The organism is Acidimicrobiales bacterium, assembly GCA_036270875.1.
GTDB lineage: Bacteria > Actinomycetota > Acidimicrobiia > Acidimicrobiales > AC-9 > AC-9.
This window is the reverse complement of the sequence record DATBBR010000051.1, coordinates 17,361-44,240: the sequence shown is the minus strand read 5'-3', so window position 1 is coordinate 44,240 and position 26,880 is coordinate 17,361. Positions and strand designations below refer to the sequence as shown.

Genomic DNA, 26,880 nt, shown 5'->3' with positions numbered 1-26,880 from the left:
GGCGGCGCCCGCCGGTTTCGCCGGCCCGGCCCGGCCCGGATTGGGACCGGATGCCCCCGGGTATTTCTATCGATGCTGCGGTCGATGACGTAGACCAGGAGGGCCACGCCGCCGACCCTGGAGGTGACGATGTCGGACCCGAGTCGTGACGTCACCAGCACCATCGAAGCGCTGCTGAGCGAGCGACGCGAGTTTCCTCCACCCGAGGAGTTCGTCCGCCGTGCGCTGGTCTCTTCTCCTTCCATCTACGAGGAAGCGGAGAGGTTCGAGGACTTCTGGGCCCGCCAGGCAGAGCAGTTCGCGTGGCGCCGGCCGCATCGTCAGGTGTTGGACTGGTCCAACCCCCCCTTCGCCCGCTGGTTCGTCGACGCCAAGCTCAACATCACCGAGAGCTGCCTCGATCGCCATCTCGAGTCGGCCGGGGACAAGGTCGCCTACTACTGGGAGGGTGAGCCCGGCGACCGAAGGGTCATCACCTACGCCGAGCTCCACGCCGAGGTGTGCCGGCTCGCCAACGCGTTGGCCGACCGGGGCGTGACCAAGGGCGACCGGGTCGCCATCTACATGGGCATGGTCCCCGAGCTGCCGGTGGCCCTGCTCGCCTGCGCTCGGCTGGGCGCGCCGCACTCGGTCGTGTTCGGCGGCTTCAGCTCCGAGGCCCTCAGGGACCGCATCCAGGACGCCGAGTGCAAGGCGCTCGTCACGTGCGACGGCTCGTGGCGCAACGGCGCGACCTTCCCGCTCAAGGAGTACGCCGACGCCGCCGTGGCGGACTGCCCGTCGATCGAGACGGTGGTCGTGCTGCGTCGCACCGGTCAGGACGTGGTCATGACCGAGGGTCGCGACGTCTGGTGGCACGACGTCGTCGCCGGACAGCCGGACAGCCGCGAAGCCACCGAGGTGGATAGCGAGGACATGCTGTACATCCTCTACACCTCGGGCACCACGGCCAGGCCCAAGGGCATCGTGCACACCACGGCCGGCTACCTGGTCGGCGCGGCGACGACGCACCGCCTTGTCTTCGACATCCACCCTGACACCGACGTCTACTGGTGCGCGGCCGATGTCGGATGGGTGACGGGGCACAGCTACATCGTCTACGGGCCCCTGGCCAACGGGTGCACGAGCGTGATGTACGAGGGCGTGCCGAACTACCCCGACAAGGACCGGTTCTGGGACATCGTCGAGCGCTACAAGGTGACGATCCTCTACACGGCGCCGACGACCATCCGCACCATGATCAGGTGGGGACCCGAGTACCCCGAGAAGCACGATCTGTCCAGCCTGCGCCTGCTGGGAACGGTGGGCGAGCCCATCAACCCTGAGGCCTGGATCTGGTACCACACCGTCATCGGCCGGGAGCGGTGCCCCATCGTCGACACCTGGTGGCAGACCGAGACGGGCATGATCATGATCACTCCGCTCCCGGGCGTGACCACCACCCGCCCCGGATCGGCGACCTTCCCCTTCCCGGGCGTCGGTGCCGACGTGGTGGACGATCAGGGAGCCAGCGTGCCGCTCGGCGGCGGTGGCTATTTGGTTCTCACCAGGCCGTGGCCGGCGATGCTGCGCACCCTCTACAAGGACCCCGACCGCTTCGTCGAGACCTACTGGAGCCGCTTCAGCGATCCGAAGGCCAACCGGTGGGTGTACTTCGCGGGCGACGGCGCCAAGCGGGACGAAGACGGCTACTTCTGGCTGCTCGGGCGGGTCGACGACGTCATGAACATCTCCGGGCACCGGATCTCCACCCTGGAGGTGGAGTCTGCCCTCGTCGACCACCCGATGGTCGCCGAGGCGGCGGTGATCGGCCGCATGGACGAGCGGACCGGGCAGGCCATCGCCGCATTCGTGAGCCTCAAGGGCGACGTCGAGGGTGACGAGCCGCTCATCGCCACCCTGCGGGAGCACGTGGCCACCAAGATCGGCAAGATCGCCCGCCCGGCCTCGATCGTGTTCACCCCGGAGCTGCCCAAGACCCGCTCGGGCAAGATCATGCGTCGCCTGCTCAAGGACGTGTCCGAGAGCCGTCATCTGGGCGACGTCACCACGCTCGCCAACGCGGCCGTCATCGACGACATCTCCCGACGGGCCACCGGCGCCAGCAAGGAGGACTGACCCGACCCGGAACCGAGTCCCATAGACAACCGAAAGAGGTGACGACCAATGGCGTACGTCTCGAGGAGACCCGACGAGGTCGGGCCCGAAACGCGTGAGGAGGAGCCGGCCGGACCCCGGCTGCTCTCCCATCGAGAGATAGCCGACCCCGCTCCACTCGGGCTGGCCGCCTTCGCCATGAGCACCGTGGTGCTCAGCGTGGTGAACGCCGATCTCATCCCCGCCGCGCTGGCTGCCGTGGTGCTTCCTTTGGCCCTCTTCTACGGCGGGCTGGCTCAGCTGCTCGCCGGCATGTGGGAGTTCGTGAGGAACAACACGTTCGGAGCAGTGGCGTTCACCTCGTTCGGAGCGTTCTGGCTCGCCTACGCGGGCTATGCCAGGTTCGTCGTTCCGGGCCTGCCGAAGTCCACGGCCTTTCAGGCCACGGGGCTCTTCCTGGCTGTCTGGGGCTTCTTCACCTTGTACATGCTGGTCGCCTCGCTCAGGACGACCGCCGCGGTGGCGCTCGTCTTCCTCACCCTGTTCGTCACCTTCGCCATCCTGGCCAGCGGTGAGCTCGCCCAGAGCACCCAGATCGTGAAGATCGGAGGCTACGTCGGGATCCTCACCGGCGCCGTCGCCTGGTACGCGTCCTTCGCCGGGGTCACGAACGCGACCTGGAAGCGCACCGTGCTCCCAACGCGGCCGCTCGAGTTCAGCCACAACGGGACGGGGCGCAGAGGGAACGGCTCGACAGGCGAGGGCCTCGGCCTCGGCGAGACCCGCGGCGAGACCACCGCCCAAGGTCGGTAGAACCCTCAGGGCCGCCGACGTCGACCCCCCTTGCTTCGCGCCCCCGGGGTGGGATCGCTACCCGCCCGCGGAGCGGGGGCCAAGCCCAGGGCGGCGGAGCCGCTAGGAACCCAGCGTAGGCTCGCCGGGCGTGAACGCCGATGGTTGCGACGCCCTGCTGGTTGTGTCGTTCGGCGGGCCGGAGGGTCCCGATGACGTCCTCCCCTTCCTCGAGAGAGTGACCGCCGGGCGCGGCGTGCCCCGGCCGCGCCTGCTCGAGGTAGCCGAGCACTACCACCGCTTCGGCGGGGTGAGCCCGATCAACGCCCAGAACCGGGCCCTCGTGGCCGCCCTCGAAGCCGAGCTCGCGGCGCGGGGATGGCGGCTCCCGGTCTACTGGGGGAACCGCAACTGGCATCCGCTCCTCGCCGACACGCTCGGCCAAATGGCCCAAGACGGCATCGGCCGGGCGGTGGCCTTCGTCACCTCTGCCTTCAGCTCCTACCCCGGGTGCCGGCAGTACCTCGACGACATCGAGCGAGCCCGAGCCGAGGTGGGAGATCGTGCCCCGGAGGTGGGCAAGCTCCGGGCGTTCTACAACCATCCTGGTTTCGTCCAACCCATGGCGCGCGGAGTGGAAGCCACGCTCGCCGCCGTGCCCGAGGAACGACGGCGAAGTGCCCACCTGGTCTTCACCGCCCACAGCATCCCGGTGGCCATGGCCCGGTCGAGCGACTACGAGGCACAGCTGCAGGAGGCCTGCCGGCTGGTCTGTGGGCTGCTCGGCGAGCCCTATCGGTGGGACCTCGTCTACCAGAGCCGCAGCGGCCCGCCGGTCCAGCGGTGGCTGGAGCCCGATGTCGGCGACCACCTCGAGACGCTGGCCGCGGCGGGGGTCGACGACGTTGTCATCGTCCCCATCGGGTTCGTGTCGGACCACATGGAGGTCCGATTCGACCTGGACGTCGAGGCGGCGGCGAAGGCCGACGAGCTGGGCCTGCGGGCCCACCGGGCACCGACGGTCGGCACCGATCCCGAGCTCGTCGCCATGATCGTCGACCTCGTCGCCGAGCGAGGTCGACCGGAGCGCGAGCGGCGACGCTTGGGACGCGATCGGCCCCGACCGGACTCCTGCCCGGTCGGGTGTTGCCCACGGCCAGCGCAGCCAGCACAGCAAGCGCAGCTAGCGCAGGGCCGCCCGCACCCGTGAGGTGGCGTCCTCGACGCTCGCAGCCAGGTCCACGACCCGGTCGAAGGCGCTCACGACCAGCACCCTTCGCACCGGCGACTCCTCCGGGACCACGACGGCCAGGTGCTGGCGACGGCGCTGGAGCCGCTCGCTGACCTTGGACAACAGGCCGATCCCGGCGCTGTCGATGTAGTCCACGCCCGACAGGTCGACGACGAGCCCGGCGGCGGAGTTGGGCACCGCCTTGGCCACCTGGGCCCCGAGCCGGTCGGCGTTCGACAGGTCGATCTCCTCCTCGATGCGCACCACCACGACCTCGGCGCTGGAGGCGAGCCCCTCGGCGGGGTCGACGCCGGGCGCCGAGAACGACGGGTCCCGAGGTTGGGGCTGGGCACCGAGCCGGCGCCGGAGGTGCACCACCGTCCCATGAGGGCCGGGGATGACTTCCACCTCGTCGGTGAGCGAGCTCATCAGGTGAAAGCCCCGTCCTCCCGGGCGTTCGGCGCGAGGACGCCAGTGTCCCGAGTCGGTGACGGTGATCGTGACCTCGCCGCCATGCTCGACCGCCTCGATCCGCAGCATGCCGTCCTCGCCGGGCCCGTAGGCGTGCTCGAGGGCGTTGGCGGCAGCCTCGCCGCACGCGAGCACCAGATCCTCGACCTCTCCCCGTTCGGCGCCGGCTTGCGAGAGCCATTGCCGGAGGGCCCGACGGGCAGGAGCGAGCAGCCGGGGCTGGCCGGGGATGGTCAGCTCGAACCGCTCCCGCTCGGGTGGCGTGAGGCGCAGCGCCAGCAGGGCGACGTCATCCGGCGACCCCTCGGCGCCGAGGGTCTCGACCAGACGATCGCACAGCGACTCGATGTCCCCGTTCGATCCGGTGGCCGCTCGCAGCAGGTTCCCCAGGCCGTCGTCGATCGTCGCCCCCCGCCGCTCGACGAGCCCGTCGGTGTAGAGGATGACCGTCGAGCCGGGGAGCAGCACCTCGACCGTCTCCCGGGCGGTTCCCGGCTCGATGCCCAGCGGGGCGACAGGATGCAGGGAGAGGAAGCGTGCCGTGCCGTCGGGCTCCACGACGAGCGGTGGGGGATGGCCGGCGCTCGTCAGGCTCAGGGTCGCGCTGTCGGGCTCGACCACGCCGAAGATGAGCGTCGCCATCTGGGGCACGTCGAGGTTCTGGATCAGGTTGTTGACCCGGTTCACGACCGTCGCCGGCGACCCGCCCTCGAGGGCGCAGGCCCGCACCGCCAGCTGCAGCTGGCCCATGATGGCGGCGGCGGGTACGCCCCGCCCGACCACGTCGCCGATGACGACCCCGAGACGACCCGCTCCCAACGGGAAGACGTCGTACCAGTCCCCTCCGACGTCGAGGCCGGCGCCCCCGGGCAGGTAGCGGGCGCCGAGGACGAGGCCCGGCAGCTCGGGTAGGGCCTTGGGCAGGAGACTGTGCTGGAGGGTGACGGCGATGCGCCGCATCTCCTCGTAGACCTGGGCGTTGTGCAGCGCCTCGGAGGCCATCTGAGCGAACTGGGCGAGGATGGCCTCGTCCAGCGGGCCCAGGCCGTCACGACTCCCCCACACCGCGATGGCGCCAGGGGTGCTGGCGCGGGGACCGGTGATGGGTACAACGAGCCCGCTGGCGACGGTGCTGGGTCGGGCCTGGCCGCTGTCGACCACCTCGGCCATCGCCGCCGCCACGGCCGGCGGCACCTCCGACGTCGAGGACTGCAGGACGCCGTCCTCGGCGTGGAACAGGATCGCCGCCTCTCCACCTCCGGCGACCACCAGGGCCTGCTTGGCGATCTCCGGGAACCGGTCGGCGAGCGACGGACAGGCGATGACCGCGACCGACGCCTCGGCCAGAGTCTGGAGGCGAGCCACGTGGCCCTGCTCGACCCGGGTGCGCTCCTGGGCTTCCCAGAATCCCCGCTGGGCCATATCGAACGCGGCCATCCCCTGGAGCAGGAACTGGGTGCCGGCTTCGGCCCTGGCCTCGGAGTCCCCCGCGGCAGCGCCACCCCCCGGCGGGCCACCCGGTGAGCGGCCGGCGGCCGCCAGGTGGATGCTGGCGATCTCGAGCAGGCTGATCCCCTCGGACAATGCCCGCCGGCCCAGCTCGTAGGCGACGCTCAGCCCCGCCTCGCTCCGGGAGGCGAGATGCTCGCCCAGCGCCGCCTCGTAGTCGTGACGAAAGCGGTCGATGGCCGCGCTCACGACCGCTCCGTCCCGTAGCGGGCGACGAGCACCAGGGCGTCGTCGTTCGGCCGGGCCAGGTTCTCCAGGATGCGATCGGCGAGGCGGGTGGGTCCCGCCGCCACGTTCGCTTCCTCGGCGAACGTCCTGGCGATGCCGTCAGTCGCCATCAGAAGCATGTCGCCGGGCTGGAGGTCGACGACTCCTGGGCGCAGCGTCGGGAGCTGATGGCCGACGATGCCGCCGAGGAGCAGTGCCCACTCGGTGGACGAGCGGGGCGGGTTGCCGGACGGGACGCCCCGGAGCAGCACCGCCTCGACGTTGCCCACGCCCAACCAGCTCATCGACCCTTTGGTGGTGCTGATGCTGGCCACCGTGACCGCAGCGCCGCGCGTGCGGGCCAGCGCCGTGTGGCACAGCAGGAGGAGGACCTCCACGGGCTCGGCCGGGTTCTCCCGCAGCACGTCGACCGCCCGCTCAGCGGCGGCGGCTGCCTCTGGGCCGTGACCGAGCCCGTCGATCACCGCAAGGAGCGCCTCGGTGTCGGTGACCCGCACCACACAATGGTCTCCCGACACCGACTCGCCCGGGATGGGCCGGGCGGCAACGGCCCACTCGAGGAGCCCGGCGGCGCCGCACTCAGCCACGATTCGGCGCCCACTTGCACATGATCACCGTCGTCCCCAGGCCGGCCTCGGACCGCACCTCGAACTCATCCATGAGCCGACGGGCTCCGGGCAAGCCGAGACCCATTCCCTCAGCGGTGGAATAGCCGTCCTCGAGCGCCCGCTGCAAGTCGCCGATGCCGGGGCCCTCGTCGCGCGCCTCCATGCTGATGCCCAGTCGGCCGTCGCCGTTCACGATCCGGAAGAGGATCTCGCCTCGGCCCGCGTAGCTGGTGATGTTGCGCGCCACCTCGGAGATGGCGGTGGCGATGAAGGTCAGGTCGATGCGGGAGAATCCGAGCGGCTCGGCGAGCTCGCGCCCCTTCTGGCGAGCGACCACGATGTCGGTGTCGGTTGTGATCGGTATGACGAGATCATCCGCCACGGCCGTCGCCGCCCCAGTTCCGGGTCCGCTGGTCCAAGAAGGCGAGGCCCTCCTCGAGGTCCAGGGCCGTGTGGACGTCCTCGAGGCTCATCCCGAGCTGGACCATGGCGAACGCCACCTCGGCCTGGATCCCGACGATGACGGTGACCGCACCACGAAGGTCGGTCATGTGGGCGATCGTCCGCAGCGAGCGGGCGGCGAAGGAGTCCATCACGTCGAGCGCCGTGACGTCGACGATGATGCCCCTGGACCGGTACCGGCTGACCTGGTCCATGAGGTCGTCCTGCAACGAGAGCGCCTCGCTGTCGGTCATGGCCGACTGGATCGAGGCGATCAGGTACGTCCCTTGCTTGAGAATGGGGACGGACACCGGCGATGGTCCGATCCGCAGACCTAACGCATCTCGGCTACGGGCTCGGCGCTGCGGGTGACCTCGTAGCCGAGGAGCCGCTCGGCCTCCTCGATGCCGCCCTGGAGGTCGCCGACGGCGTTCATCTTGGAAAGGTCGACACCGATGGTCACCAGGGTGAGCGCGATCTCCGAGGACAGGCCGGTGATGATCACGCTCGCACCCATGAGCCGTGACGCCTCGACCGTCTGCACGAGGTGGTTGGCCACGGTCGAGTCGATCGCCGGCACACCAGTGATATCGATCACGACGACCTTGGCCCTATTTGTACGAATTCCCCGCAGCAATTGCTCGGTGACCTGGCGGGCACGCTGGCTGTCCAGCACGCCGATGATAGGCAGAATGAGCAGCCGTTCCCGGACCTGCAATACCGGGGTGGACAGCTCGCGGATCGCCTCTTGCTGCTGGCGGATGATCCGCTCCCGCTCCTGGACGAAGCTCACACCGACGGTGTTGGCGATGCGGTTGGCCGCCGGCTCGTAGGCGTCGAGCACGCGGTTCAGCAGCTCGAAGTCGCTCTGGTACTTCTCGAACAACGAGCGGGCCAGGACGTCGCGCAGCAGCAGGACGATCCCGAGGACCTCCTCGGTCTCGACTCCCCGGGGGATGATGCGCTCCGACAGGTTGCGGGCGTAGTCCTGCAGCGCTTCCACGCTCCCGGTCTCGAGCACCTCGACGTAGTTGTCGTAGACCGAGGTCGCCTCCGAGAAGAGCTCCTCCGGTGTCATCGCCGTGAGCAGGTTGGCGTTGGTGATCCGCCGAGCCCACTCCTCCCGCAACGGGGTGCGGTTCTCGCGAAGGTGGGCCACGAGCTCCGGCAGCAGCGCGTCGCTGGTGAGGGTCGCCTCCGTCGGCCGGTAAGAGTTGACCTCTTGAGCCATCGCGTCTCCTCCAATGAGAGCGGGAGCTGTGGCGGTCTGGGCGAAGGCGAGCAACGATGCTCCTCGACTGCTTGGGAACCATAGAGCCCACCTGCGTGGTGCGCAATCAGGGTGAAAAGCGCTCCCCCGTCACGGGGAGGAAGACGGCGAGGTGACGACGCGGGCTAGCCTCCCAGCCACGGATGTCGTCGAGCAGTTCCTCGATCGCATGGTTGCCCACGACTGGGCGGGCATCACCGACTGTCTGGCGCCCGACGTCGTGCGTATCGGGCCGTTCGGAGACACCTATTCACCGAGGGAACGGTACGTGGCCTTCCTCGCCGACCTCATGCCCCAGCTGCCCAACTACTCGATGAAGGTAGCCCGGGTGACCTACGGCGACGCGCGTGCCGTGGCGGAGCTGAGCGAGACCATGGACGTGGACGGCGCTCCCCTCGAGACGCCCGAGGCGCTGGTCTTCGACCTCGACGCCAGGGGCCAGATCGCCCGGATCGCGGTGTATATCCAGCGCGGGGACTAGGCGTCGACCTGCACGGAGCGGCCCGCCTGCCACCGGCGCAGGACCAGGTAGCTCCCCTTGAGCGCGGCGTGGTCCCAGGCGCCGAAGCCCATGACGGTGCCATCGAGGCCGCTCGCCGCGGGGAGGCGCTTCACCCGCTCCAGGCCGTCTTTCACGCCCGCCCTCGTCAGATTCGCCGATCGGGCCACGCCCTCGGCCACCAGGCGGCCCAGGTCGTAGGCGGCGAGGCCGATCGGACCGGCCGCGGCGCGCCTCGAACGCTCGCGCAGGGAGGCTCGAACCTGGTTGCCATCGGCCACGTTGTCGACGTAGACCCAGCCCTCCCACGCCTCGCGCCACTCGGGCCGGGCGTAGCCGAACATCAGCGAGGAGTTGGCCACGACCGGGACCTCCCAGCCCTGTTCGGCGCGCGCCAGTGCGACCGCCCGGGCTGCGACCCCGAGTCCGAGGTACACGAGGACCTCGGGGTCGCTCACGCGAAGACGGGCGACGGTCGAGCCGGCGTCCTCGCTCAAGGCTGAGATGGCGGCGGTGGCGGCGATCTCCACGTCCAGGCGGGCGCAGCTCTCGGCGAAGAACTCGGCGTAGCGCCGTCCGACCGGCGAGTGGTCGTGGACGACCGCTGCCGACCGGAGCGATCGATGCACGAGGTGCTCGGCGAGAACGGCGGGCTCCTCCTCGAGCGACCCCACCTGATAGTGGTAGACGAGCTCACTGCGCGTGATCTCCCCGCCCGTGTAGTTGATGCACGGCAGGCCGAAGGCGTCCGCCAGCGGCCGCACCACGAGGCCGTTGTCGCTGATGGACGGCCCGAGGGTGGCGAGCACGCCGGTGGACTCCAGCTCCCGGAACACCGCCTCCACCCCGTGCGCGGTCCCGGCGGGGAGCCCGGGAGCGTGTCGGGCCACGAGCTCCACCGGTCGGTCGAGCCGCCCGCCGGCGGCCACCTCGTCGATGCCGATCCGCGCCGCCTCCTCGAACCCCGCTCCCCCGTCGGCCTGGGGGAAGTCGTAGAGGATGCCGATCAGCACGGGGGCTGCCACGGCGGCGCAGCTTAGGGCGGACCCCGGGCGCCCGCCCCGGCTAGGGTGACGCCAGCGTCAGGTGGTGTGACCACGTGGGAGGGCACGGCCCATGCAGACCGAAGACCTGATCCTCGTGAGCGTCGACGATCACGTGGTGGAGCCGCCGACCATGTTCGAGGGCCGGCTCCCGGGGCGGCTGGCCGAGCTCGCGCCCCGGGTCGTGCGCAAGGACGATGGCGCCAATGCCTGGGTCTACGACGGCAAGGAAGCCACCAACATCGGGCTGAACGCGGTGGCAGGGCGGCCGCCCGAGGAGTACGGGGTCGAGCCCACGGCGTTCGAGGAGATCCGGCCCGGCTGCTACGACATCCACCGTCGGGTCCGCGACATGGACGCCAACGGGGTGCTCGGGTCGATGTGCTTTCCGTCCTTTCCCAACCTGTGCGGCCAGCTGTTCGCCCGGGCGAGCGATACCGACGTCTCCCTCGCTGTCCTGCGCGCCTACAACGACTGGCACATCGAGGAGTGGTGCGGCACGTACCCCGGCCGGTTCATCCCGCTCGCCATACCGCCGATCTGGGACCCCGAGGCCATGGCCGACGAGGTGCGTCGGGTCGACGCCATGGGCTGTCACGCCGTCTCCTTCTCCGAGAACCCGGCCAAGCTCAAGCTCCCCAGCCTGCACAGCGACCACTGGGACCCCTTCTGGTCGGCCTGCGCGGACGTGGGCACGATCGTGTGCCTGCACATCGGGTCCTCGTCGTCGCTGGTCATCACGGCGCCGGACGCCCCCATCGATGTGTTGATCAGCCTCCAGCCGATCAACATCGTGCAGGGCGCGGCCGACCTGCTGTGGTCGCCGGTCCTCCGAAAGTTCCCGTCCCTGCGCTTCGCCCTCTCCGAGGGCGGCATCGGCTGGATCCCGTACTTCCTCGAGCGCATGGACTGGATCTACCAGCGCCACCACGCCTGGACCGGTCAGGACTTCGGCGACCAGCTGCCGAGCCAGGTCTTCCGTGAGCGGGTCGTCACCTGCTTCATCGACGACCCGGCCGGCGTGGAGGCCAGGCACCGCGTCGGGGTCGACACCATCACCTGGGAGTGCGACTACCCGCACTCCGACTCGACCTGGCCCCAGTCGCCCGAGACGCTCATGAAGTCGCTGGCCGGTGTCGAGGACGACGACATCGACCGCATCACCTACCGCAACGCCATGCGACACTTTCGCTTCGACCCCTTCGCCCACCGACGCCGGGAGGAGTCCACTGTCGGAGCCCTCCGAGCCGGTGCGGCCGACGTGGACGTCACACCGAGGAGCACGGGGCAGGTGCGAGCGAACCGTATGACCAAGGCGACCGATCTGACCCGCCGCCGCTCCTAGTCGCTGGGCCGGCCTAGGCCGGGACGCCCTCGAACAGGTCGCGCTCGACCGTGCCGTCGGGGGTCGTGCCCCGCAGGATGAACCACTCCTGGCCGAAGGCGGCTGCGAAGGCATCAGCCGGCAGCGAGAGGAACCACGACGACTCCGGGATCTGGCTGGCGTGCACGGCCATGGCCTCGCGCTTCTTGTCCAGGTAGGCGGTCACGTCGACGACGGTGGTGATCTCTTCCTCCGGGACGCCCAGGTCAATGGCGTCGACGTCGGGCATGTCCTCCTCGGCGACGTCGGGCGGCCGCAGGGCCCCCAGCCGGCGCACGTGGTCACGGCTGATCGTGGCCTCGTAGACCTTGGGTACCCCGGCCATCTCCGCGGCCCGCACGCCGACCCGGTGCACCTGGATGTGGTCGGGATGGCCGTAGGTGCCGTGCTCGTCGTAGACGGTGAGCACGTCGGGCCGCTCCTCGGCCAGGATGGCAGCGAGCCTTCCAGCCGCCTCCTCGAGATCAGCCCGCCAGAAGGACCCCGGGTGATCGTTCTCCGGCGTGCCCATCATGCCCGAGTCGACGTAGCCCAGCACCTCGCAGCGGGCCGCGCCCAGCACGGCGGCGGCCTGCTCGAGCTCGACGGCGCGGCGATCGGCGAGTCGCTCACCCTCCCGGAGCACGCCCTCGACGACCTCGCCGTGCTCGCCCTTCGTCGCCGCCACGAGCACCACTCGGTGGCCTTCGGCCGCCGCCTTGGCCATGACCCCCGCGGTGGCGATGGCCTCGTCGTCGGGGTGGGCGTGGAAGGTGACCAGGGTGGACATGCAGGCATCCTCGCGCGACGGCGACGACGAGCCGCCGAACCCCCACAAAACGGTCGGAATCGGAAGGGCATCACGGGGCGCCCGTCGAACCAATCCGGGTCAAGTTCCTGACGCGTCGTCAGCCACGTCCGGCGGCGTGCGGGAGCCAGCCCGGTGCTCCGCCCTCCGACCTTCTCAAATCGGGCAAATGGTATCGTCGGTCGGATCGGGGGCTTGCCCCGGGAGGCGGGGAGCGGATGAGGATCACGAGGCCGTCGGGGCGGTCGAGCCGGGTGGCCGCCTGCCTCACCGCCGCCGCTGCGCTGCTGCTGACCAGCTGCGGCGCCCGGCTGAGCCCCCGCCAGCTGGCCGAGGCCATCGGGACGAACGGGGGGACGGGACTGAACGCGGGGGGCCAGGGGTCTGCCGGCGCAGGCGGCGTGGGTGGGGGCGCCGGCACCGCGTCCACCGGCGGTGGCCCGCTCGCCGGTGGGGTGGCGGGCGCGACCGGGGCCGGTGGCGCCGGCGGGGCCGGTGGCGCCGCGGGGGGCGCCGGCCTCAACACGTTGCCCCCCGGGGGGAACGGGGGCGCCACCGACATCGGCGTGACACCCAACTCGATCACGGTGGGCAACATCTCGACCCTCACCGGCCCGGTGCCGGGCCTCTTCGCCGGAGCGGTCAACGGCACCGATGCCTTCTTCGCCTACCAGAACAGCCAGGGTGGTGTCTTTGGGCGCCAGCTCAAGGTCAACGCCGGCGACGACCAGTTCGATTGCGGCCAGAACAAGGCCGTGACCCAGTCCGACGTCCCGAAGGCCTTCGCCTTCGTCGGCTCCTTCTCGCTCTACGACAACTGCGGCGCCCAGGTCATCGGCCAGAACCCGGGCATGTCCGACGTCCACGTCGCCCTCTCGAAGGACGCCCAGGTCGAGGCCAACGGCTTCTCGGCTTCGCCGCTCAAGTCGGGCGCCGCCACGGGACCCTTCCAATACGTCAAGGGGGCGCACCCGGGCTCTATCGGCTCGGTGGGATCTCTCGTCGGCGACGTGCAGTCAGCCAAGGACGCCTGGGTCGGCGAGAAGGCAACGATGCAGTCGCTCGGATACAACTTCACCTACGAGCGAAAGTACGAGCCGACCGAGACCGATTTCACGGCCGACATCGTCCAGATGAAGTCCAAGAACGTGAAGACGGTGGTGCTGATCGCCGCCGACGTGAAGGGCATCGCCCGCATCCAGCAGGCGGCCCAACAACAAGGGTGGCACCCCGACGTGTGGCTGCTCGGCGCGTCGGCCTACGACTCCACCTATATGCCCCTGGTCGGCAGCGCCGGCGAGGGCAGCCTGGTCTATCTGCCCACCGCCATGTACCTGGGCGAAGACTCGGGTGGGATCCCCGAGGTCGGCCTGTTCCAGACCTGGATGCGCCGCACCCACCCCGACGCCAATGCCGACCTGTTCGCGGCCTACGGCTGGTCGTCGGCCCGGCTCTTCGTGCAGGCCCTCCAGGCCGCCGGTCCCCGCGCCACGCGTCCATCGCTGCAGGCCGCCCTCAAGAGCATCCACCAGTTCAACGCCAACGGGTTCCTCGCCGCCGGCGACCCGGCCGGCAAGGGGCCGCCGACCTGCTACCTGATGGTCAAGGTCTCAGGTGGGCACTTCTCCCGGGTCGACGACCCGCCCAACGGCTACCGGTGTGATGGTTCGTACTTCGGCGGCTGAGCGCCCGTGACCACCTTCCTCTCCTTCACCATCGTCGGCATCGTGGTGGGCTGCATCTACGCCCTCACCTCCACGGGACTGGTCGTCACCTACATCAGCTCGGGAATCTTCAACTTCGCCCATGCCGGCATCGGGATGCTTGCCGCCTTCACCTACTGGGAGCTCACGGTCAAGGACGGCTGGCCCGTCCCGCTGGCCCTGCTGTTCGTCCTGTTCGTGCTCGCCCCCTTGACCGGCGTCCTCATCGACCGGCTGCTGATGCGCAACCTGCACGGCAAGCCGGAGGTGATCACGCTGGTCATCACGCTCGGCCTCATGCTGCTCCTGCTCGGCCTGGCGAACACGCGGTGGGATCCCGGGTTCCCCCGGACGATCCCCAAGTTCTTCGCCGGCCACCAGGTGAGCCTCTTCGGCGTGGTCGTGAGCTACCACCAGATCATCGTTGTGATAGTCGCCGCGGCCGTCGCTCTGGGCCTCCGGCTCTTTCTGTTCCGCACGCGCTCGGGCATCGCGCTCCGGGCGGTCGTCGACGACCCCGGGCTTGCTGCCCTCAACGGCGCCCCGCCCGCTCGGGTGCGGTCCATGGGGTGGGCCATCGGCGCCATGCTGGCATCGTTGGCTGGGATCCTCCTCGCCCCTCTGGTGACGCTCGACATCCTGCTGCTGACATTCCTCGTCATCAACGGCTTCGCCGCGGCGATCGTCGGCCGCCTTCGGAGCCTCCCCCTCACCTTCGGCGGGGGCCTGCTCCTCGGGCTGTTCGAGTCCTACGCCGTGGGCTACGTGCCCGGGAGCTTTCTCAGCCAGCTCCGCCCGACGTTGCCGATCATCTTCCTGTTCGTGATCCTGCTGCTCCAACCCCAGGACCGCCTGCGGGTGGGACGGGCGGCGGGTCGGCACAGGACGCGAGTGCCGACGCTGCGAACGACCCTGGTGGCGGCGGCGGTCTTCGCCGTGGCCGCCTGGATCGTGTCGGGGCAGCTGTCCCTGACGAACCTGATCACCGGCGGAGAGGGCCTGGTGCTGGCCCTGGTCCTGCTGTCGCTGTTGATGCTCACCGGCTACGGGGGACAGATCTCGGCCTGCCAGCTCACCTTCGTGGGCTTCGGGGCCTTCGCCATGGGCAAGCTTGGCCACGGGGGCTCGCTGCTCGGTGTGGTTGCCGCGGTGGGCCTGTCGGCCGCCGTCGGTGCGCTCGTGGCGCTGCCTGCCCTGCGACTGAAGGGCCTCTACCTGGCTCTGGCCACCTTCGCCTTCGCCCAAGCCATGGTCTATGTCTTCTTCGACAACAACAACGTGTTCGGCCAGGGCGGGGCCCTGCCCGTGGACCGCCTCCACCTGCCCGGGCTCTCGCTCCAGAGCGACCGGGCATTCTTCATGGCCTGCGCCGTCGTCTTCGCCGCCGCAGCCGTCGGGGTCCTGGCCGTGCGGCGGGCGTCGTTCGGCCGCCGGCTGGCGGCCATGTCCGACAGCCCCGCCGCATCGGCAACCCTCGGCATGAACATCACCTGGATGAAGCTGGCGGTGTTCACCATGTCGGCCGGGCTGGCGGGGCTCGCCGGCGTGCTCTACGGCGGCCTGCGCGGGTCGGTGGGCAGCAACGACTTCCAGACGCTCGCCAGCCTCTCCCTACTGTTGCTGCTGGCGATCTGGGGCCTCGACTCGGTGACAGGTGTGCTCCTCGCCGGGATCACCTATGCCCTGTTCCCGGTCATCCAGGCCCACGTCACGAGCATCCACAGCCTGCAGTTCCTTGCCGTCGGTCTCGGCGCCCTGAGCCTTGCCTGGAACCCCGACGGCACCATGAGCAAGCTGGCGCCCGCAGGCGCCGCGCTGCGGAGGTGGTGGTCGGCTCGCAGCGCGACACCGCTGCCGGCGGCTGACAAGGAAGATGCCGATCCGGAAGGCCAGCCCACCGAAGAGGAGGGGAGCCTTGCCGGCGTTGCAGGCTGAACGGGTCAGCGTGCGCTTCGGCGGGGTCGTCGCCGTGGACAGCGTCGACCTGTCGATCGAGGCCGCAGCCATCACCGGCCTGATCGGTCCCAACGGGGCGGGGAAGACGACGATCTTCAACGTCCTCGGCGGGCTCCAACAGCCGACGGAGGGCAAGGTCCTGCTCGACGGCAAGGACATCACCCGACTGAAGGCCCACGCCCGAGCCCGGCGGGGCATGGCGCGGACCTTCCAGCGCCTCGAGACATTCGGCTCGCTCAGCGTGCGGGACAACATCCAGGTGGCCGCCGAGATACGAAAGGGATGGGCTCGCGATCGCTCGAACCCGTCCGCCGTGGCCGACGAGCTCATCGGCCGCATCGGCCTGACCGGTGTGGCCGACGCCCGCGTCGACGCCCTACCGACCGGCACCGCCCGCCTGGTCGAGCTGGCGCGGGCGCTCGCCACCCGGCCGACGCTGCTCCTGCTCGACGAACCCGGCTCGGGCCTCGACCACCAGGAGACGGGTGTGCTCGGCAACCTGCTGCTCGACCTGGCCGCTGAGGGAATGGCCGTGCTGCTCGTGGAGCACGACGTGGAGCTCGTCATGCGGGTGTGCGACCGGGTGAACGTGCTCGACTTCGGCCGGCTCATCGCCGAAGGCACTCCGGCCGAGGTGCAGCGGGATCCTGCCGTCCAGGCGGCGTACCTCGGTGCAGGCGACGAGGCCACGGGCGAGCTCGACGACGTCGAGGAGGAGGTGGGAGCCAGATGACGGCCCCCGCCCTCGAGCTGCGCGATATCCGAGCCGCCTACGGCCGCATCGAGGTCGTGCACGGCGTGGACGTCGTGGTCCCTCGCTCGTCGGTGTTCGCCCTCCTCGGGCCCAACGGCGCAGGCAAGACCACCCTCCTCAAGGTGGCGGGCTGCCAGATGGAGCCCACCGCGGGCTGCGTGCACATCGCCGGGGTGCACGTGAACGGGGCGTCGCCGGAGGCCCTCGCCCGCCATGGCGTGTGCACCATCCCCGAGGGCCGCGGCGTGTTCGCCAACCTCACCGTGACCGAGAACCTGCGGATGATGACGTTCCGCAACGACCTGCGGCCCAAGGACGTCGAGGAGCGGGCCTTCTCACGCTTTCCCCGCCTCGGGGAACGCCGTCACCAGCTGGCAGGCACGCTGTCGGGAGGTGAGCAGCAGATGCTGGCCATGGCCCGGGCGGTCACGACCGACCCCGCACTCCTGCTGCTGGACGAGATCTCGATGGGCCTGGCGCCGCGCATCGTGGCCGAGCTGTACGACCTGGTCGGTCAGCTGGCGGCCGACGGGATCGCCATCCTGCTGGTCGAGCAGTTCGCCCGTACCGCCATGGCGGTGGCCGACTTCGCCGCCGTGATGGCCCAGGGGCGGATCACCCGTGTCGGGGAGCCGGCGGATGTGACCGACGCCGTCTCCGGCGCCTACTTCGGGGAGGTGGCATGAGGAGAGGCGGCATGAGCGGCGTGAGCGTGAAGGGGGCCCTCAGACGGCGGCGGGGGCGGTCGATGCTCGCAGCCGGTCTCGTCCTCGTCGCCACCGGCGGGGTGGGCCTGGCCACCACGCTCACGGCCCACGCCGACCAGTCGGGAACGTCCGCGTTCGGCGGGTACTCGATCACGGCCACGGCGCCGGGTGTCGAGGTCACCGAGGACGAGCCCAGCGCCCAGGCCCATCCGGAGGCCCAGGGGGCGGTCCCCGAGACCTCGTCGCTCCTGTCGTCGGGGCCGGTGGGCTACGCCTTGTCCACCGTGGCCTGGCCCGGCGCCACCGGCGCCAACGGAGGCCAGCTCGTGTCGCTGCTGTTCCCCGGTCCCGCGGGCGCCGTGGTCCCGGTGCCCGACGCCGTGACGGGGCTGGTCAAGGGCGAGGCCTCGCTCCTCGACTATCCGATCCGGGCCGAGGCCCGCACAGGCACGAGCCCCGACGCCAGCTACAACCAGGTGCCGGCGGCCGATCTCACGGCCCACGCCGACGCCAACCGGGTCGAGGGTCTGGCCCAGCTGAAGGGGGCGGACCAGCCCGGCGGAGCCACCTACGGCACCATGCGCTCCGACAGCGCCAGCACGCTGACCAACAACCAGGCCAAGGCCGTCGCCAGCAGCACGGTCGACAACATCGTTCTGGCCGGCGGGGCGGTGAAGATCGCCTCGGTCTCCAGCACGGCCCAGGCCGTCAGCGACGGCAGCAAGTCGACGACGAGCGGCGGCACGACGGTGGCGGACATGACCATCGGCGGCCAGCGGGCCTACTTCGACCAGACCGGCGTGCACGCCGGCGCGGCCGGCCAGCCGGCCAACGCGGCGGCCGACCAGATCCTCAACCAGGCGCTCGCCGGCTTCGGCATGAAGACCTTCGTCGGCGCGCCCCAGAGCCAGACAGGTGGGGCCACCGCGAGCTACACGGCGGGCTCGCTGGTGTTCACCTGGATCCCACCCAGCAATCCCAACCAGAACGTCTTCACCGTGACCCTCGGGGGCGCTCGGGTAGCGGTCAACGCCACGCCGACCTTCCAGAGCGGCGCCACGACCGACGCCGGCACGGCAGGGACCGACACCGGCGCAGGGACCGGAGCGGCGGCGGCGACAGGCAGCGACACCGGCGGAGCGGGCTCGTCGGACCTGGCCGGCTCCACCCCGCTCGCCGGCGCCGCGCCCGCGGCGGGCCCATCGGGCGGCAACGGCGGACAGACCCAGCCGACCGGGACCGTCGGCACCTCGCCGGTGGCGTTCTTCGGGGGCATCGGCAGCGCGTGGATCGTGCTGACCGTGGCCGGCGCGGCCTTGGTTGCACTGGGCGCGCGGCGCCTCGCTGACGACCTTCTCACCGGGCGCACCGCGACCAGCTGCCCTCTCGACGACTAGCAGGAGCCAGCCATGGCGACGACCATTCCTTCACCCTCGGCCCATCAGAGTGGGCGCGGCGCCCCCGAGCCCCGGACACCGGGCCCCGACCCCGCTCCATCCGGCCCTGCTGACCGGATCGACGGCCAGCAGGCCCGCCTGGCCGACAGCCTGGCCCGGCTGCGCCGGCGGACCAAGTTGGTGGCGACCGAGCGCTGGCTGCTCGTCGCCGGCAGCGTCATGGTTCCCCTAGGCGGCATCCTGGTCATCCTGGGATGGTTCGGCGCCTCCCACACGGGCCGGCTGTTCGAGCAGATCCCCTACATGATCTCGGGCGGGCTCTTCGGTCTGGTGCTCGTGGTCGCAGGGGGGTTCTCCTACTTCGGCTACTGGCTCGCCCGCCTGGTGTCCGACGAACGCCACCAGAGCCATCAGCTCCTCGAGGCGCTCGAGCGGATCGAGGGCCATCTCGCCAACGGCTCGACGGCACCGGCGCGGGCCACAGCGTCCGCCCCGGCTCGGGCGCCGCTGTCCTCGACGCGGCCGGAGTTCGTCGCCACCACCAGCGGCTCCCTCTACCACCGGCGGGACTGCCTGGTGGTCGCCGACCGCCCCGCACAGGAGCTTCGGTCCGTGCGGGCCGGTGCCAGGGGCCGTTCCCCGTGCCGGATCTGCCTGCCGTTCGAAGAGGGTGAGCCCGAGGCTCGAGAGCTGGCGTCCGACCCGGCCCCGCGTGATTGACTGTCCTCCGACGCCGCGCGACGGGAGCTGCAGATGATATTCGTCGATGCCGATGCCCACGTGGCCGAGGGCACCTCGCTGGGTCGAGCGGTGCTCGAGCGGTGGCCCGATCACCTGGCGGTGCGCACCGACGGCCGTCGGGCGCTCACCATCGAGGGGCGCAACTATCCCGAGCCGGAGGGTCCCGGCGCGGGATGCCCGCCTGAGCACGGGCTGAGCCGGGCACCGGGCATCAACCCCCACACCGTCGACGGGGTGCTGGCCGACGCCGACCGCGACGGCATCGACACCATGGTCCTGTTCCCGAGCTTCGGGCTGTGCGCGCCAAGTCTCGAGGACCCGGGCTTCGCCGCCGGCTTCGCCAGCTTCTACAACGAGTGGCTGGCCGGGTGGTGCGCCGAGGGCGGCGGGCGGCTGCACGGTGTGGCCGTGGCCCCGATCGAGTGGCCCGAGACCGCTGTCGAGGTGATGACCGCGGCCAAGGACGCCGGCCTGGTGGCCACGATGATCCCTCCCGCCCTCAAGACCCGAAACCTCGACCATCCCGATCTCGACCCCTTCTACGCGGCGGCGGAGGATCTCGGCATGCCGCTGGCAGTGCACGGGGCACCTGGGATCCACTTGCCCAAGATCGGAGTCGACCGGTTCGACAACTACATCCAGGTCCACTGCATCAGCTTCCCGTTCGACCAGATGACGGCCATGACCGCGCTCGTGAGCGGGGGCGTCTTCGACCGCCACCCCGGCCTGCGGGTGGCCTTCCTCGAAGCCGGTGTGGGATGGGTGCCCTACTTCCTGGACCGGATGCACGAGCACTACGAAAAGCGCGGGGACTGGATCCCCGGAGGCTGGACGCGCGATCCCAACGAGTACCTGCGCGCGGGCAATGTCTTCGTCACCTGCGAACCGGACGAGCCGATCCTCCCGGGAGTGATCGACGTCCTCGGCGCCGACTTCGTGATGTTCGCCAGCGACTATCCCCACTGGGACGGTGACTGGCCCGAGAGCACCAAGCATCTCCGCAGCCGAGGCGACATCAGCGACGAGGACCGGGCCAAGATCGCGGGAGCGAACGCCCAGCGCTTCTACGGCCTCGCCTAGTCACGTTGATCAGAGGCCTACGGGTCGTCGACCTGTCCACCGAGATCGCCGGACCGTACTGCTCCAAGCTGCTGGCCGACGCCGGCGCCGACGTGGTGAAGGTCGAGACGGGCGACGGTGATCCGATGCGCTCCTGGACGGCATCGGGAGCCAAGCTCGGGGACGACGACGGGGCACTGTTCCGCTTTCTCAACACCTCCAAGCGCTCGGTCATCGGCGCGCTCGGGGACAGCGCCGTCGACGAGCTGGTCGGCGCGGCCGACCTCGTGGTCGAGAGCGCGGCGCCTGGCGCCGTCGACGTCGAGGCGCTGCACGACGCGAATCCCGGCCTCACCGTGCTGTCCATCTCCCCCTTCGGCCGCCGGGGCCCCTGGTCGGAGCGGCCCGCCACGGAGTTCACTCTGCAGGCGTGGTGCGGCTCGACCGGCGGCCGGGGCGTCCCCGACGGGCCTCCCCTGTACGCCGGGGGACGCCTGGGCGAGTGGGTGGGTGGCGCCTACGCGGCCGTCGCCGCCATGGCGGGTGTCGCCCGCGGCCGCCGGCGCGGACGGGGCGAGCACGTCGACCTCTCGCTGCTCGAGTGCATGTGCATGTCGATGAACACCTACGCGCCCCTGTTCGCCAGCTTCACGGGCTGGAAGCCGGCGGCGGGTCCGGCCCGGACGGTCGAGCTCCCGTCCATCGAGCCGACGGCGGACGGCTACGTCGGATTCTGCACGATCACCGGTCAGCAGTTCCGTGACTTCCTCATCCTCATCGAGCGTCCCGACCTCCTGGACGACCGGGACCTGGCGTCTGCTCCGGGGCGCACCCGGCGCATGCGGGAGTTCCTGGACGCCGTGCACCCCTGGACCCGGGGCCGCACCACCGAGGAGATCATCGAGCTCGCCACCCTTCTGCGGATACCAGTGGCGCCGATCGGCACGGGCGACACGGTCACCGGCTTCGAGCACTTCAGGGAGCGGGGCGCGTTCGTGAACAACCCGGGCGCCGATTTCGTCCAGCCGAGGGTTCCCTACCGGATCGGCGACACACCTCGGGTTGCTTTCGGCCCCGCACCGACGCTCGGCGAGCACACGGGACAGGTGGCGTGGGGCCCGCGGAGCGGCGAGGAGCCGGGCCTCGAATCCACGCCCGACCCGCTCCCGTTGGAGGGCGTGCGGGTGCTCGACTTCACCGCGTTCTGGGCGGGGCCGGCGGCCACCCACATGCTGGCCGCCCTCGGCGCCGACGTGATCAAGGTGGAGTCGATCCAGCGACCGGACGGCATGCGCTTCACGACGACGGCGCGCCCCACGACCGACCGCTGGTGGGAGTGGGGGCCGGTGTTCAACGGCGCCAACGCGGGCAAGCGCGGCGTTACCCTGGACATGACCCGGCCCGAAGGCCTCCAGTTGGCCAAGGGCCTGGTCGCCTGGGCCGACGCCGTGGTGGAGAACTTCTCGCCGCGGGTCATGGAGGGCTTCGGCCTGGACTGGGAGGCCGTGGCGGCCGCCAACCCGCGAGCGATCCTGGTGCGGATGCCCGCCTTCGGGCTCAGCGGCCCCTGGCGGGACCGCACCGGCTTCGCCCAGACCATGGAACAGGTCAGCGGCATGGCCTGGGTGACCGGGCTCGCCGACGGACCACCGCTCATCCCACGAGGGACCTGCGACCCCATGGCGGGCATGCACGCGGTGCTGGCCCTGCTGGTCGCCCTGGACGAGCGCCAGCGGACCGGCAACGGCACGATGGTCGAGATGACCATGGTCGAGGCGGCCCTCAACGCTGCCGCCGAGCAGGTGGTCGAGCGATCCGCGTACGGAGCGGTGCTGCATCGGGACGGCAACCGCGGCCCGGTAGCCGCCCCGCAGGGCGTCTACGCGTGTCGCGGCGACGAGCAGTGGGTCGCCCTGGCCGCGGCCACCGACGAGCAGTGGCTGGGCCTGCGCCGTTCGCTCGGTGATCCCGACTGGGCGGCCGATCCGGCCCTGGCCCGGGCGGCGGGCCGGCGGGGCGCTCACGACCGGCTCGATGAGGCGCTGGCCCGATGGTGCGCCGACCGGGACCGGGATCCCCTCATCGAGCTCCTGGCCGACCACGGGGTTCCGGCGGCGCCGGTTGTGGCCCCACGCGACATTGCGCACAATCCGCAGATGCGGGCGCGGGGCTTCTTCGAGACCGTCGACCACCCAGTGGTGGGCACCCACGATCTGCCGGGACTTCCCTTTCGTCTGAGCGATCGAGAAGGCGCCTGGCTGCGATCGCCACCGCCCACGCTCGGGCAGCACAACGAGGAGGTGCTGCGCGTCGTGCTCGGCCTGGGCGACGACGAGATCGAGGCGCTGCGGTCCGACGGGATCATCGGCGACCGCCCGGTCGGGGTGTGACCGTGCCGCACCCTGCCCCGGACTGGGGCCACGCCACCACCTACGAGGACGTCAGCGGCGAGATCGCGGTCGTCGGCGTAGGCGAGTCCGACCACACCCGGGCGTCGGGCCGGACCAGCGGACAGATCGCGGCCCAGGCCGTCGAACGGGCGCTCGATGACGCAGGTCTGCTTCCTTCCGACATCGACGGCATCATGTACGCCCCGTTCGCGGGCGACCAGCTCGACGAGGACGCCTTCCACCGCCACTTCGGGACCTCGCAGGAGATGTGGGTGTCGAAGCGAGGTGGCGGCATGGTGTGGGCGGCGACGGCGGCCCACGAGGCCGCACTCGCCATTCGCGAGGGCCGCGCCCGCCACGTGCTGAACACCTTCGCCGTGGCCTGGGCGACCCGCCGGTCGGAGATGGTCGGCGGACCGGGCGAGTCCCACGCCCAGGAGCTGTTCAAGCAGAGCCTGGAGGTGCCGTTCGGGTGGTTTCCACAGCCGGTCTACTTCGCCACTATCGCCCAGCGTCACATGCACGAGTTCGGCACCACCCAGGAGCAGCTGGGCGCGGTGGCCGTGGCCTGCCGGCGCCACGCCAACCTCACGCCCAGCGCCGTCATGCACGGACGTCCGCTCACTCTCGAGGCCTACCTGGCGTCGCCGACGATCGTGGACCCGTTCCGCAAAGAGGACTGCTGTCTCATCTCCGACGGCGGCGGCGCCTACATCATGTCCGCGTCCGATCGGGCCAGGGACCTCCGCCAACCCCTGGTCGAGGTGGCGGGCGTCGGGCTGGGCAACTCCGATACCGGTGTCCACTGGGCCGAGCAGCGGGCGTTCACGTCGACGCCGCAGGTGTTCGCCGCCCCCGGAGCGTTCTCGATGGCGGGAGTGGCTCCCGCCGACGTCGACGTGCTGACCCTCTACGACCCCTTCACCATCCACGCCATAATGCAGATCGAGGACATGGGCTTCTGTGCCAAGGGCGAGGGCGGGCCCTTCGTGGAAGGAAAGGCCCTCGATCACGACGGCGGCGGGCTGCCCTACAACACCCATGGCGGTCTCCTGTCACACGCCTACGTGCTCGGTATCGCCCACGTGGTAGAGGTCGTCCGCCAGCTTCGGGGCCAGGCGGCGGCCCAGGTGCCCGATGCCGCGGTGGGCGTTTACGGCGGCTACACCGGTCCCCAGGCGTCCACCGTCGTGCTCCGGCGGGCATGACACGCTGATGCGCCCGGACTTCCCTCTCCCCGACACCGAGTGGGAGCCGACACGCGAGTACTGGGCGGCGGCCGCCCGGGGGGAGCTCGCCGTCCCCCGCTGCCGCGCCTGCGGCGCCTACGCGTGGTACCCGGCGCAGTCGTGCCCGGCCTGTGGGCACTCTTCGTTTACGTGGACGACGATGAGCGGGCGGGGCCAGCTGTTCGCATGGACCGTCGTGCGCCACGCCTTCCTGCCGCAGTTCTCGGCCGAGGTGCCCTACGTGCCCGCGCTGGTTGCCCTCGACGAGGACCCGGCGGTGCGCATCGTCACCAGGATCGTCGACTGCGATCCGACGCATCTCAGCGTCGACCTGCCGGTGAGGGTCGTGTTCCGGCCGCTGTCGTTCCCCGGCATCGATCGCGAGGTGATCGCGCCCTACTTCACGCCCGAGCAGGGCTAGTGGTGATGATGCCCTGGACCCTCACGGGGTCCCGGAGCCCCCTGTCAACACCCGGGCTGGCCGGGGTGCCCGCAGCACTGCGAGTGGGTGCGCAGCTTCGTGAGGTTGTTGGTCAGTGCCATCCGCAGCTTGGTCCCGACCGGAGCGTCGTACTCGACGAAGTTGCGGAGGGAGGTTCGGATGCTCGGCCGGTCCATGGCCACGAGGGTACCGGGGAACACCTGGGCCGTCCTTGCGTGTTGTAGGGGGGACAATGTCGCTGCCCTCTCTCCGTGAGCTGTTCTCCTTTCCCAACCCGGTCAACGAGGTCTCGGCCCGCCTCGTGGCGGCCGGGGTTGTCGTCATGACCGTCGTCGCAATCGCAGCCGACCAGCCTTGGCTCCTCGCCCTCATCGCCTACGGCTTCGTGGCCAGGGCCCTCACCGGGCCGAGCCTGAGCCCGCTCGGCCAACTGGTGACGCGGGCGATCACGCCTCGCCTCCCCGTGCCGGGCCGCCCTGTCCCTGGACCGCCGAAGCGCTTCGCCCAGGCCGTGGGCGTTGCCTTCAGCGTCAGCGCCGCCGTGCTCGCCCTCGGCTTCGGGCTGCGGGGAGCGGCGTACGCCGTCATGGGCGGGCTGCTGGTGGCGGCGAGCCTCGAGGCCTTCCTCGGCTACTGCCTGGGCTGCAAGATCTTCGCCCTGCTGATGCGGGCCGGTGTCATACCCGAGAGCGTGTGCGAGGAGTGCAACGACATCTGGGGGCGCCCGGCCGCCGAGCGTCAGGCTGCCTGAGCAGCTTTGAGCAGCTCGGCCAGGGCATCGCGGAGGTGGTCCGCCAGGTCCCAGATGTCGGGCATGGTCTCCCGGCATGCGACCAGGCCGAACCCCAAGCGGTCGACATAGCTCCACACCGTGATGTTGAGCCCGATCCCCTCGAGGATGGGGCCCATCGAGTACAGGTCGAGCAGGCGCCCTCCGGCGATGTGGAGAGGCTGGCGGGGCCCCGGCACGTTGGAGACAACCAGGTTGATCGGCGGGCGATGTCGATCGGCAAGCCGCAGCCGCGAGTACAGGCGCATCCAGGCCGCGAAGATGCGCGGCGGGGTGATCTCGCTCCAGTCGATGAGCAGCTCGCTGCCCAACGCGTCCTGCACCTCCTTGGCCGCCTGGGTGACGTCGTGGATGGCCCGCAGGCGCTCGACCGGGTCGGCGATATCGGTCCGCAGCGACGTGAACAGGTTGGAGACCTTGTTGCCTCCCAAGCGCTGCTCCTGGTCGGCGGTACCGGCCGAGACGGGCACGCCGGCGAGCAGGGGGCGATCGGGTAGCTCGCCGCGGTCGTCGAGGTAACGCCGGAGGGCACCGGCGCACAACGCCAGGACCACGTCGTTCACCGTGGCATCGAAGGCCCGGCGAACCGCCTTGACCTCATCGAGTGGGAGCGACGTCATGGCGAACCACCGGTTCGGGGTCAGCGCCCGGTTGAACGAGGTCCGCGGCGTGCTGAACGGCAGGGGTGGCGACAGGGCTCCGGAGCGCCTCCGGCGGATGACCGCGGCGAGTCCCGAGACCGTCCTGCGCAGCAGGCCGGGCAGGCTGGCGAGGTTGCGGAGAAGGTCCCGGAGGCCGTCGACCAGGCGCTCGGTGGGCGGCGGGATGGCCTCGGACCGCCACGGGGCCGAAGGCGGAGCGACCGGCCTGGGGTCGGCCTCGGCCTCGAGGACGTTGGCGAGCATGGCCGCTGCGGCCACCCCGTCGGCAACGGCGTGGTGGATCTTGGCGACGAAGCCGATGTGGTCGTGCTCGATACCCTCGACGACCCACAGCTCCCAGAGCGGGTAGCGCCGGTCGAGCTGGCGGCTGGCGATGTCGGAGATCAGCTCGCCCAGCTGGCGGGGGCCGCCGGGAGCGGCGATCTGGGCCCGGTGGAGGTGGTGGGCAAGGTCGAACTCCGGGTCCTCGACCCAAAGGGGATGGTGCAGACCCCCGGGGACCTCGACCAGGCGGCGCCGAAAGGGTGGAACCAGGTGGAGCCGTTCCCCCAGGACCTCGCCGACCCGCGCGAACGAGTACCCGCCGGGGACCGTCGTGGGGTCGACGATCGAGATCTTCAGGGTGTGCATGTGCAGCGTCGGGGTCTCCATGTACAAGAACCCGGCGTCGATGCCGGTGAGCCGCTCCAC

25 protein-coding genes are annotated in these 26,880 nt (G+C 70.7%); 16 read left to right on the top strand and 9 right to left on the bottom strand.

Features of this window, described 5'->3' with window-relative positions; genetic code table 11:
* Positions 1–129: 129 nt before the first annotated feature.
* The 3 genes from acs (at position 130) to VH112_06095 (ending at position 4,099) form a co-directional block, all read left to right on the top strand.
* Positions 130–2,118 (top strand): acetate--CoA ligase, encoded by a 1,989-nt coding sequence (acs, locus tag VH112_06105; GenBank protein ID HEX4539803.1) that lies wholly within the window; start codon positions 130–132, stop codon positions 2,116–2,118.
* 48 nt (positions 2,119–2,166) lie between these two features.
* A complete protein-coding gene (locus VH112_06100; protein ID HEX4539802.1) occupies positions 2,167–2,910 on the top strand; it encodes an acetate uptake transporter in 744 nt (247 codons plus the stop codon).
* 130 nt (positions 2,911–3,040) lie between these two features.
* Positions 3,041–4,099 carry a ferrochelatase gene (locus tag VH112_06095; protein ID HEX4539801.1) on the top strand — a complete coding sequence of 353 codons (1,059 nt, stop codon included), beginning with the start codon at positions 3,041–3,043 and terminating at the stop codon, positions 4,097–4,099.
* Here VH112_06095 and VH112_06090 read toward each other — a convergent pair.
* Genes VH112_06090 through VH112_06070 form a run of 5 tightly spaced genes read right to left on the bottom strand, consistent with a single transcriptional unit; the run spans position 4,073 to position 8,608 of the window.
* Positions 4,073–6,289, bottom strand: a complete 2,217-nt coding sequence (locus VH112_06090; GenBank protein ID HEX4539800.1) for an anti-sigma factor antagonist — start codon at positions 6,287–6,289, stop codon at positions 4,073–4,075. The genes VH112_06095 and VH112_06090 overlap by 27 nt on opposite strands.
* The gene (locus VH112_06085) at positions 6,286–6,915 is read right to left on the bottom strand and encodes a SpoIIE family protein phosphatase (GenBank protein ID HEX4539799.1); all 630 of its coding nucleotides are present in this window, start codon (positions 6,913–6,915) and stop codon (positions 6,286–6,288) included. Before VH112_06085 ends, VH112_06090 begins: the two co-directional genes overlap by 4 nt.
* Positions 6,908–7,318, bottom strand: a complete 411-nt coding sequence (locus tag VH112_06080) for an anti-sigma regulatory factor (protein ID HEX4539798.1) — start codon at positions 7,316–7,318, stop codon at positions 6,908–6,910. The genes VH112_06085 and VH112_06080 overlap by 8 nt, the downstream gene beginning before the upstream one ends.
* Positions 7,308–7,688: an STAS domain-containing protein gene (locus tag VH112_06075; GenBank protein ID HEX4539797.1), complete on the bottom strand. Its 381-nt coding sequence runs from the start codon at positions 7,686–7,688 to the stop codon at positions 7,308–7,310. The genes VH112_06080 and VH112_06075 overlap by 11 nt, the downstream gene beginning before the upstream one ends.
* 23 nt (positions 7,689–7,711) lie before the next feature.
* A complete protein-coding gene (locus tag VH112_06070) occupies positions 7,712–8,608 on the bottom strand; it encodes an STAS domain-containing protein (GenBank protein HEX4539796.1) in 897 nt (298 codons plus the stop codon).
* A gap of 151 nt (positions 8,609–8,759) precedes the next feature.
* Between VH112_06070 and VH112_06065 the strand changes: the two genes are divergently transcribed.
* Positions 8,760–9,128, top strand: coding sequence for a nuclear transport factor 2 family protein (locus VH112_06065; protein ID HEX4539795.1), 369 nt, complete (start codon positions 8,760–8,762; stop codon positions 9,126–9,128).
* Here VH112_06065 and VH112_06060 read toward each other — a convergent pair.
* Positions 9,125–10,171 (bottom strand): ABC transporter substrate-binding protein, encoded by a 1,047-nt coding sequence (locus tag VH112_06060; GenBank protein HEX4539794.1) that lies wholly within the window; start codon positions 10,169–10,171, stop codon positions 9,125–9,127. The genes VH112_06065 and VH112_06060 overlap by 4 nt on opposite strands.
* 91 nt (positions 10,172–10,262) lie before the next feature.
* Here VH112_06060 and VH112_06055 point away from each other — a divergent pair, with 91 nt between their 5' ends.
* Positions 10,263–11,534: an amidohydrolase family protein gene (locus tag VH112_06055; protein HEX4539793.1), complete on the top strand. Its 1,272-nt coding sequence runs from the start codon at positions 10,263–10,265 to the stop codon at positions 11,532–11,534.
* 13 nt (positions 11,535–11,547) lie between these two features.
* On the opposite strand, the gene VH112_06050 is transcribed toward VH112_06055, so the two are convergent.
* Positions 11,548–12,342 carry a PIG-L family deacetylase gene (locus VH112_06050; protein ID HEX4539792.1) on the bottom strand — a complete coding sequence of 265 codons (795 nt, stop codon included), beginning with the start codon at positions 12,340–12,342 and terminating at the stop codon, positions 11,548–11,550.
* A gap of 236 nt (positions 12,343–12,578) precedes the next feature.
* Here VH112_06050 and VH112_06045 point away from each other — a divergent pair, with 236 nt between their 5' ends.
* From VH112_06045 to VH112_06000, 10 genes are read left to right on the top strand one after another with little or no spacing between them, the layout of a single operon-like run.
* Positions 12,579–14,045, top strand: coding sequence for an ABC transporter substrate-binding protein (locus VH112_06045; GenBank protein HEX4539791.1), 1,467 nt, complete (start codon positions 12,579–12,581; stop codon positions 14,043–14,045).
* Between the two features lie 6 nt (positions 14,046–14,051).
* Entirely contained in the window at positions 14,052–15,998 is a 1,947-nt protein-coding gene (locus VH112_06040; protein HEX4539790.1) for an ABC transporter permease, read from the top strand.
* On the top strand, positions 15,979–16,752 hold the full coding sequence (locus VH112_06035) for an ABC transporter ATP-binding protein (GenBank protein ID HEX4539789.1): 774 nt from the start codon (positions 15,979–15,981) through the stop codon (positions 16,750–16,752). Before VH112_06040 ends, VH112_06035 begins: the two co-directional genes overlap by 20 nt.
* Positions 16,749–17,459: an ABC transporter ATP-binding protein gene (locus VH112_06030; GenBank protein HEX4539788.1), complete on the top strand. Its 711-nt coding sequence runs from the start codon at positions 16,749–16,751 to the stop codon at positions 17,457–17,459. The genes VH112_06035 and VH112_06030 overlap by 4 nt, the downstream gene beginning before the upstream one ends.
* An 11-nt stretch (positions 17,460–17,470) precedes the next feature.
* The gene (locus VH112_06025) at positions 17,471–18,877 is read left to right on the top strand and encodes a choice-of-anchor P family protein (protein ID HEX4539787.1); all 1,407 of its coding nucleotides are present in this window, start codon (positions 17,471–17,473) and stop codon (positions 18,875–18,877) included.
* Between the two features lie 12 nt (positions 18,878–18,889).
* A complete protein-coding gene (locus VH112_06020) occupies positions 18,890–19,597 on the top strand; it encodes a hypothetical protein (protein ID HEX4539786.1) in 708 nt (235 codons plus the stop codon).
* 33 nt (positions 19,598–19,630) lie between these two features.
* Entirely contained in the window at positions 19,631–20,698 is a 1,068-nt protein-coding gene (locus VH112_06015) for an amidohydrolase family protein (protein ID HEX4539785.1), read from the top strand.
* 5 nt (positions 20,699–20,703) lie between these two features.
* Positions 20,704–23,067, top strand: a complete 2,364-nt coding sequence (locus tag VH112_06010; GenBank protein ID HEX4539784.1) for a CoA transferase — start codon at positions 20,704–20,706, stop codon at positions 23,065–23,067.
* 2 nt (positions 23,068–23,069) lie between these two features.
* Complete coding sequence (locus VH112_06005) at positions 23,070–24,275, top strand: thiolase family protein (GenBank protein HEX4539783.1); 1,206 nt, start codon at positions 23,070–23,072, stop codon at positions 24,273–24,275.
* 7 nt (positions 24,276–24,282) lie between these two features.
* The gene (locus tag VH112_06000; GenBank protein ID HEX4539782.1) at positions 24,283–24,717 is read left to right on the top strand and encodes an OB-fold domain-containing protein; all 435 of its coding nucleotides are present in this window, start codon (positions 24,283–24,285) and stop codon (positions 24,715–24,717) included.
* Positions 24,718–24,761: 44 nt separating this feature from the next.
* Here the strand turns inward: VH112_06000 and VH112_05995 are convergent, their stop codons facing one another.
* The gene (locus tag VH112_05995) at positions 24,762–24,938 is read right to left on the bottom strand and encodes a hypothetical protein (GenBank protein HEX4539781.1); all 177 of its coding nucleotides are present in this window, start codon (positions 24,936–24,938) and stop codon (positions 24,762–24,764) included.
* A gap of 32 nt (positions 24,939–24,970) precedes the next feature.
* Here VH112_05995 and VH112_05990 point away from each other — a divergent pair, with 32 nt between their 5' ends.
* Entirely contained in the window at positions 24,971–25,489 is a 519-nt protein-coding gene (locus tag VH112_05990) for a DUF4395 domain-containing protein (GenBank protein ID HEX4539780.1), read from the top strand.
* On the opposite strand, the gene VH112_05985 is transcribed toward VH112_05990, so the two are convergent.
* Positions 25,477–26,880 carry a wax ester/triacylglycerol synthase family O-acyltransferase gene (locus VH112_05985; GenBank protein HEX4539779.1) on the bottom strand — a complete coding sequence of 468 codons (1,404 nt, stop codon included), beginning with the start codon at positions 26,878–26,880 and terminating at the stop codon, positions 25,477–25,479. The two genes, VH112_05990 and VH112_05985, sit on opposite strands and share 13 nt — an antisense overlap.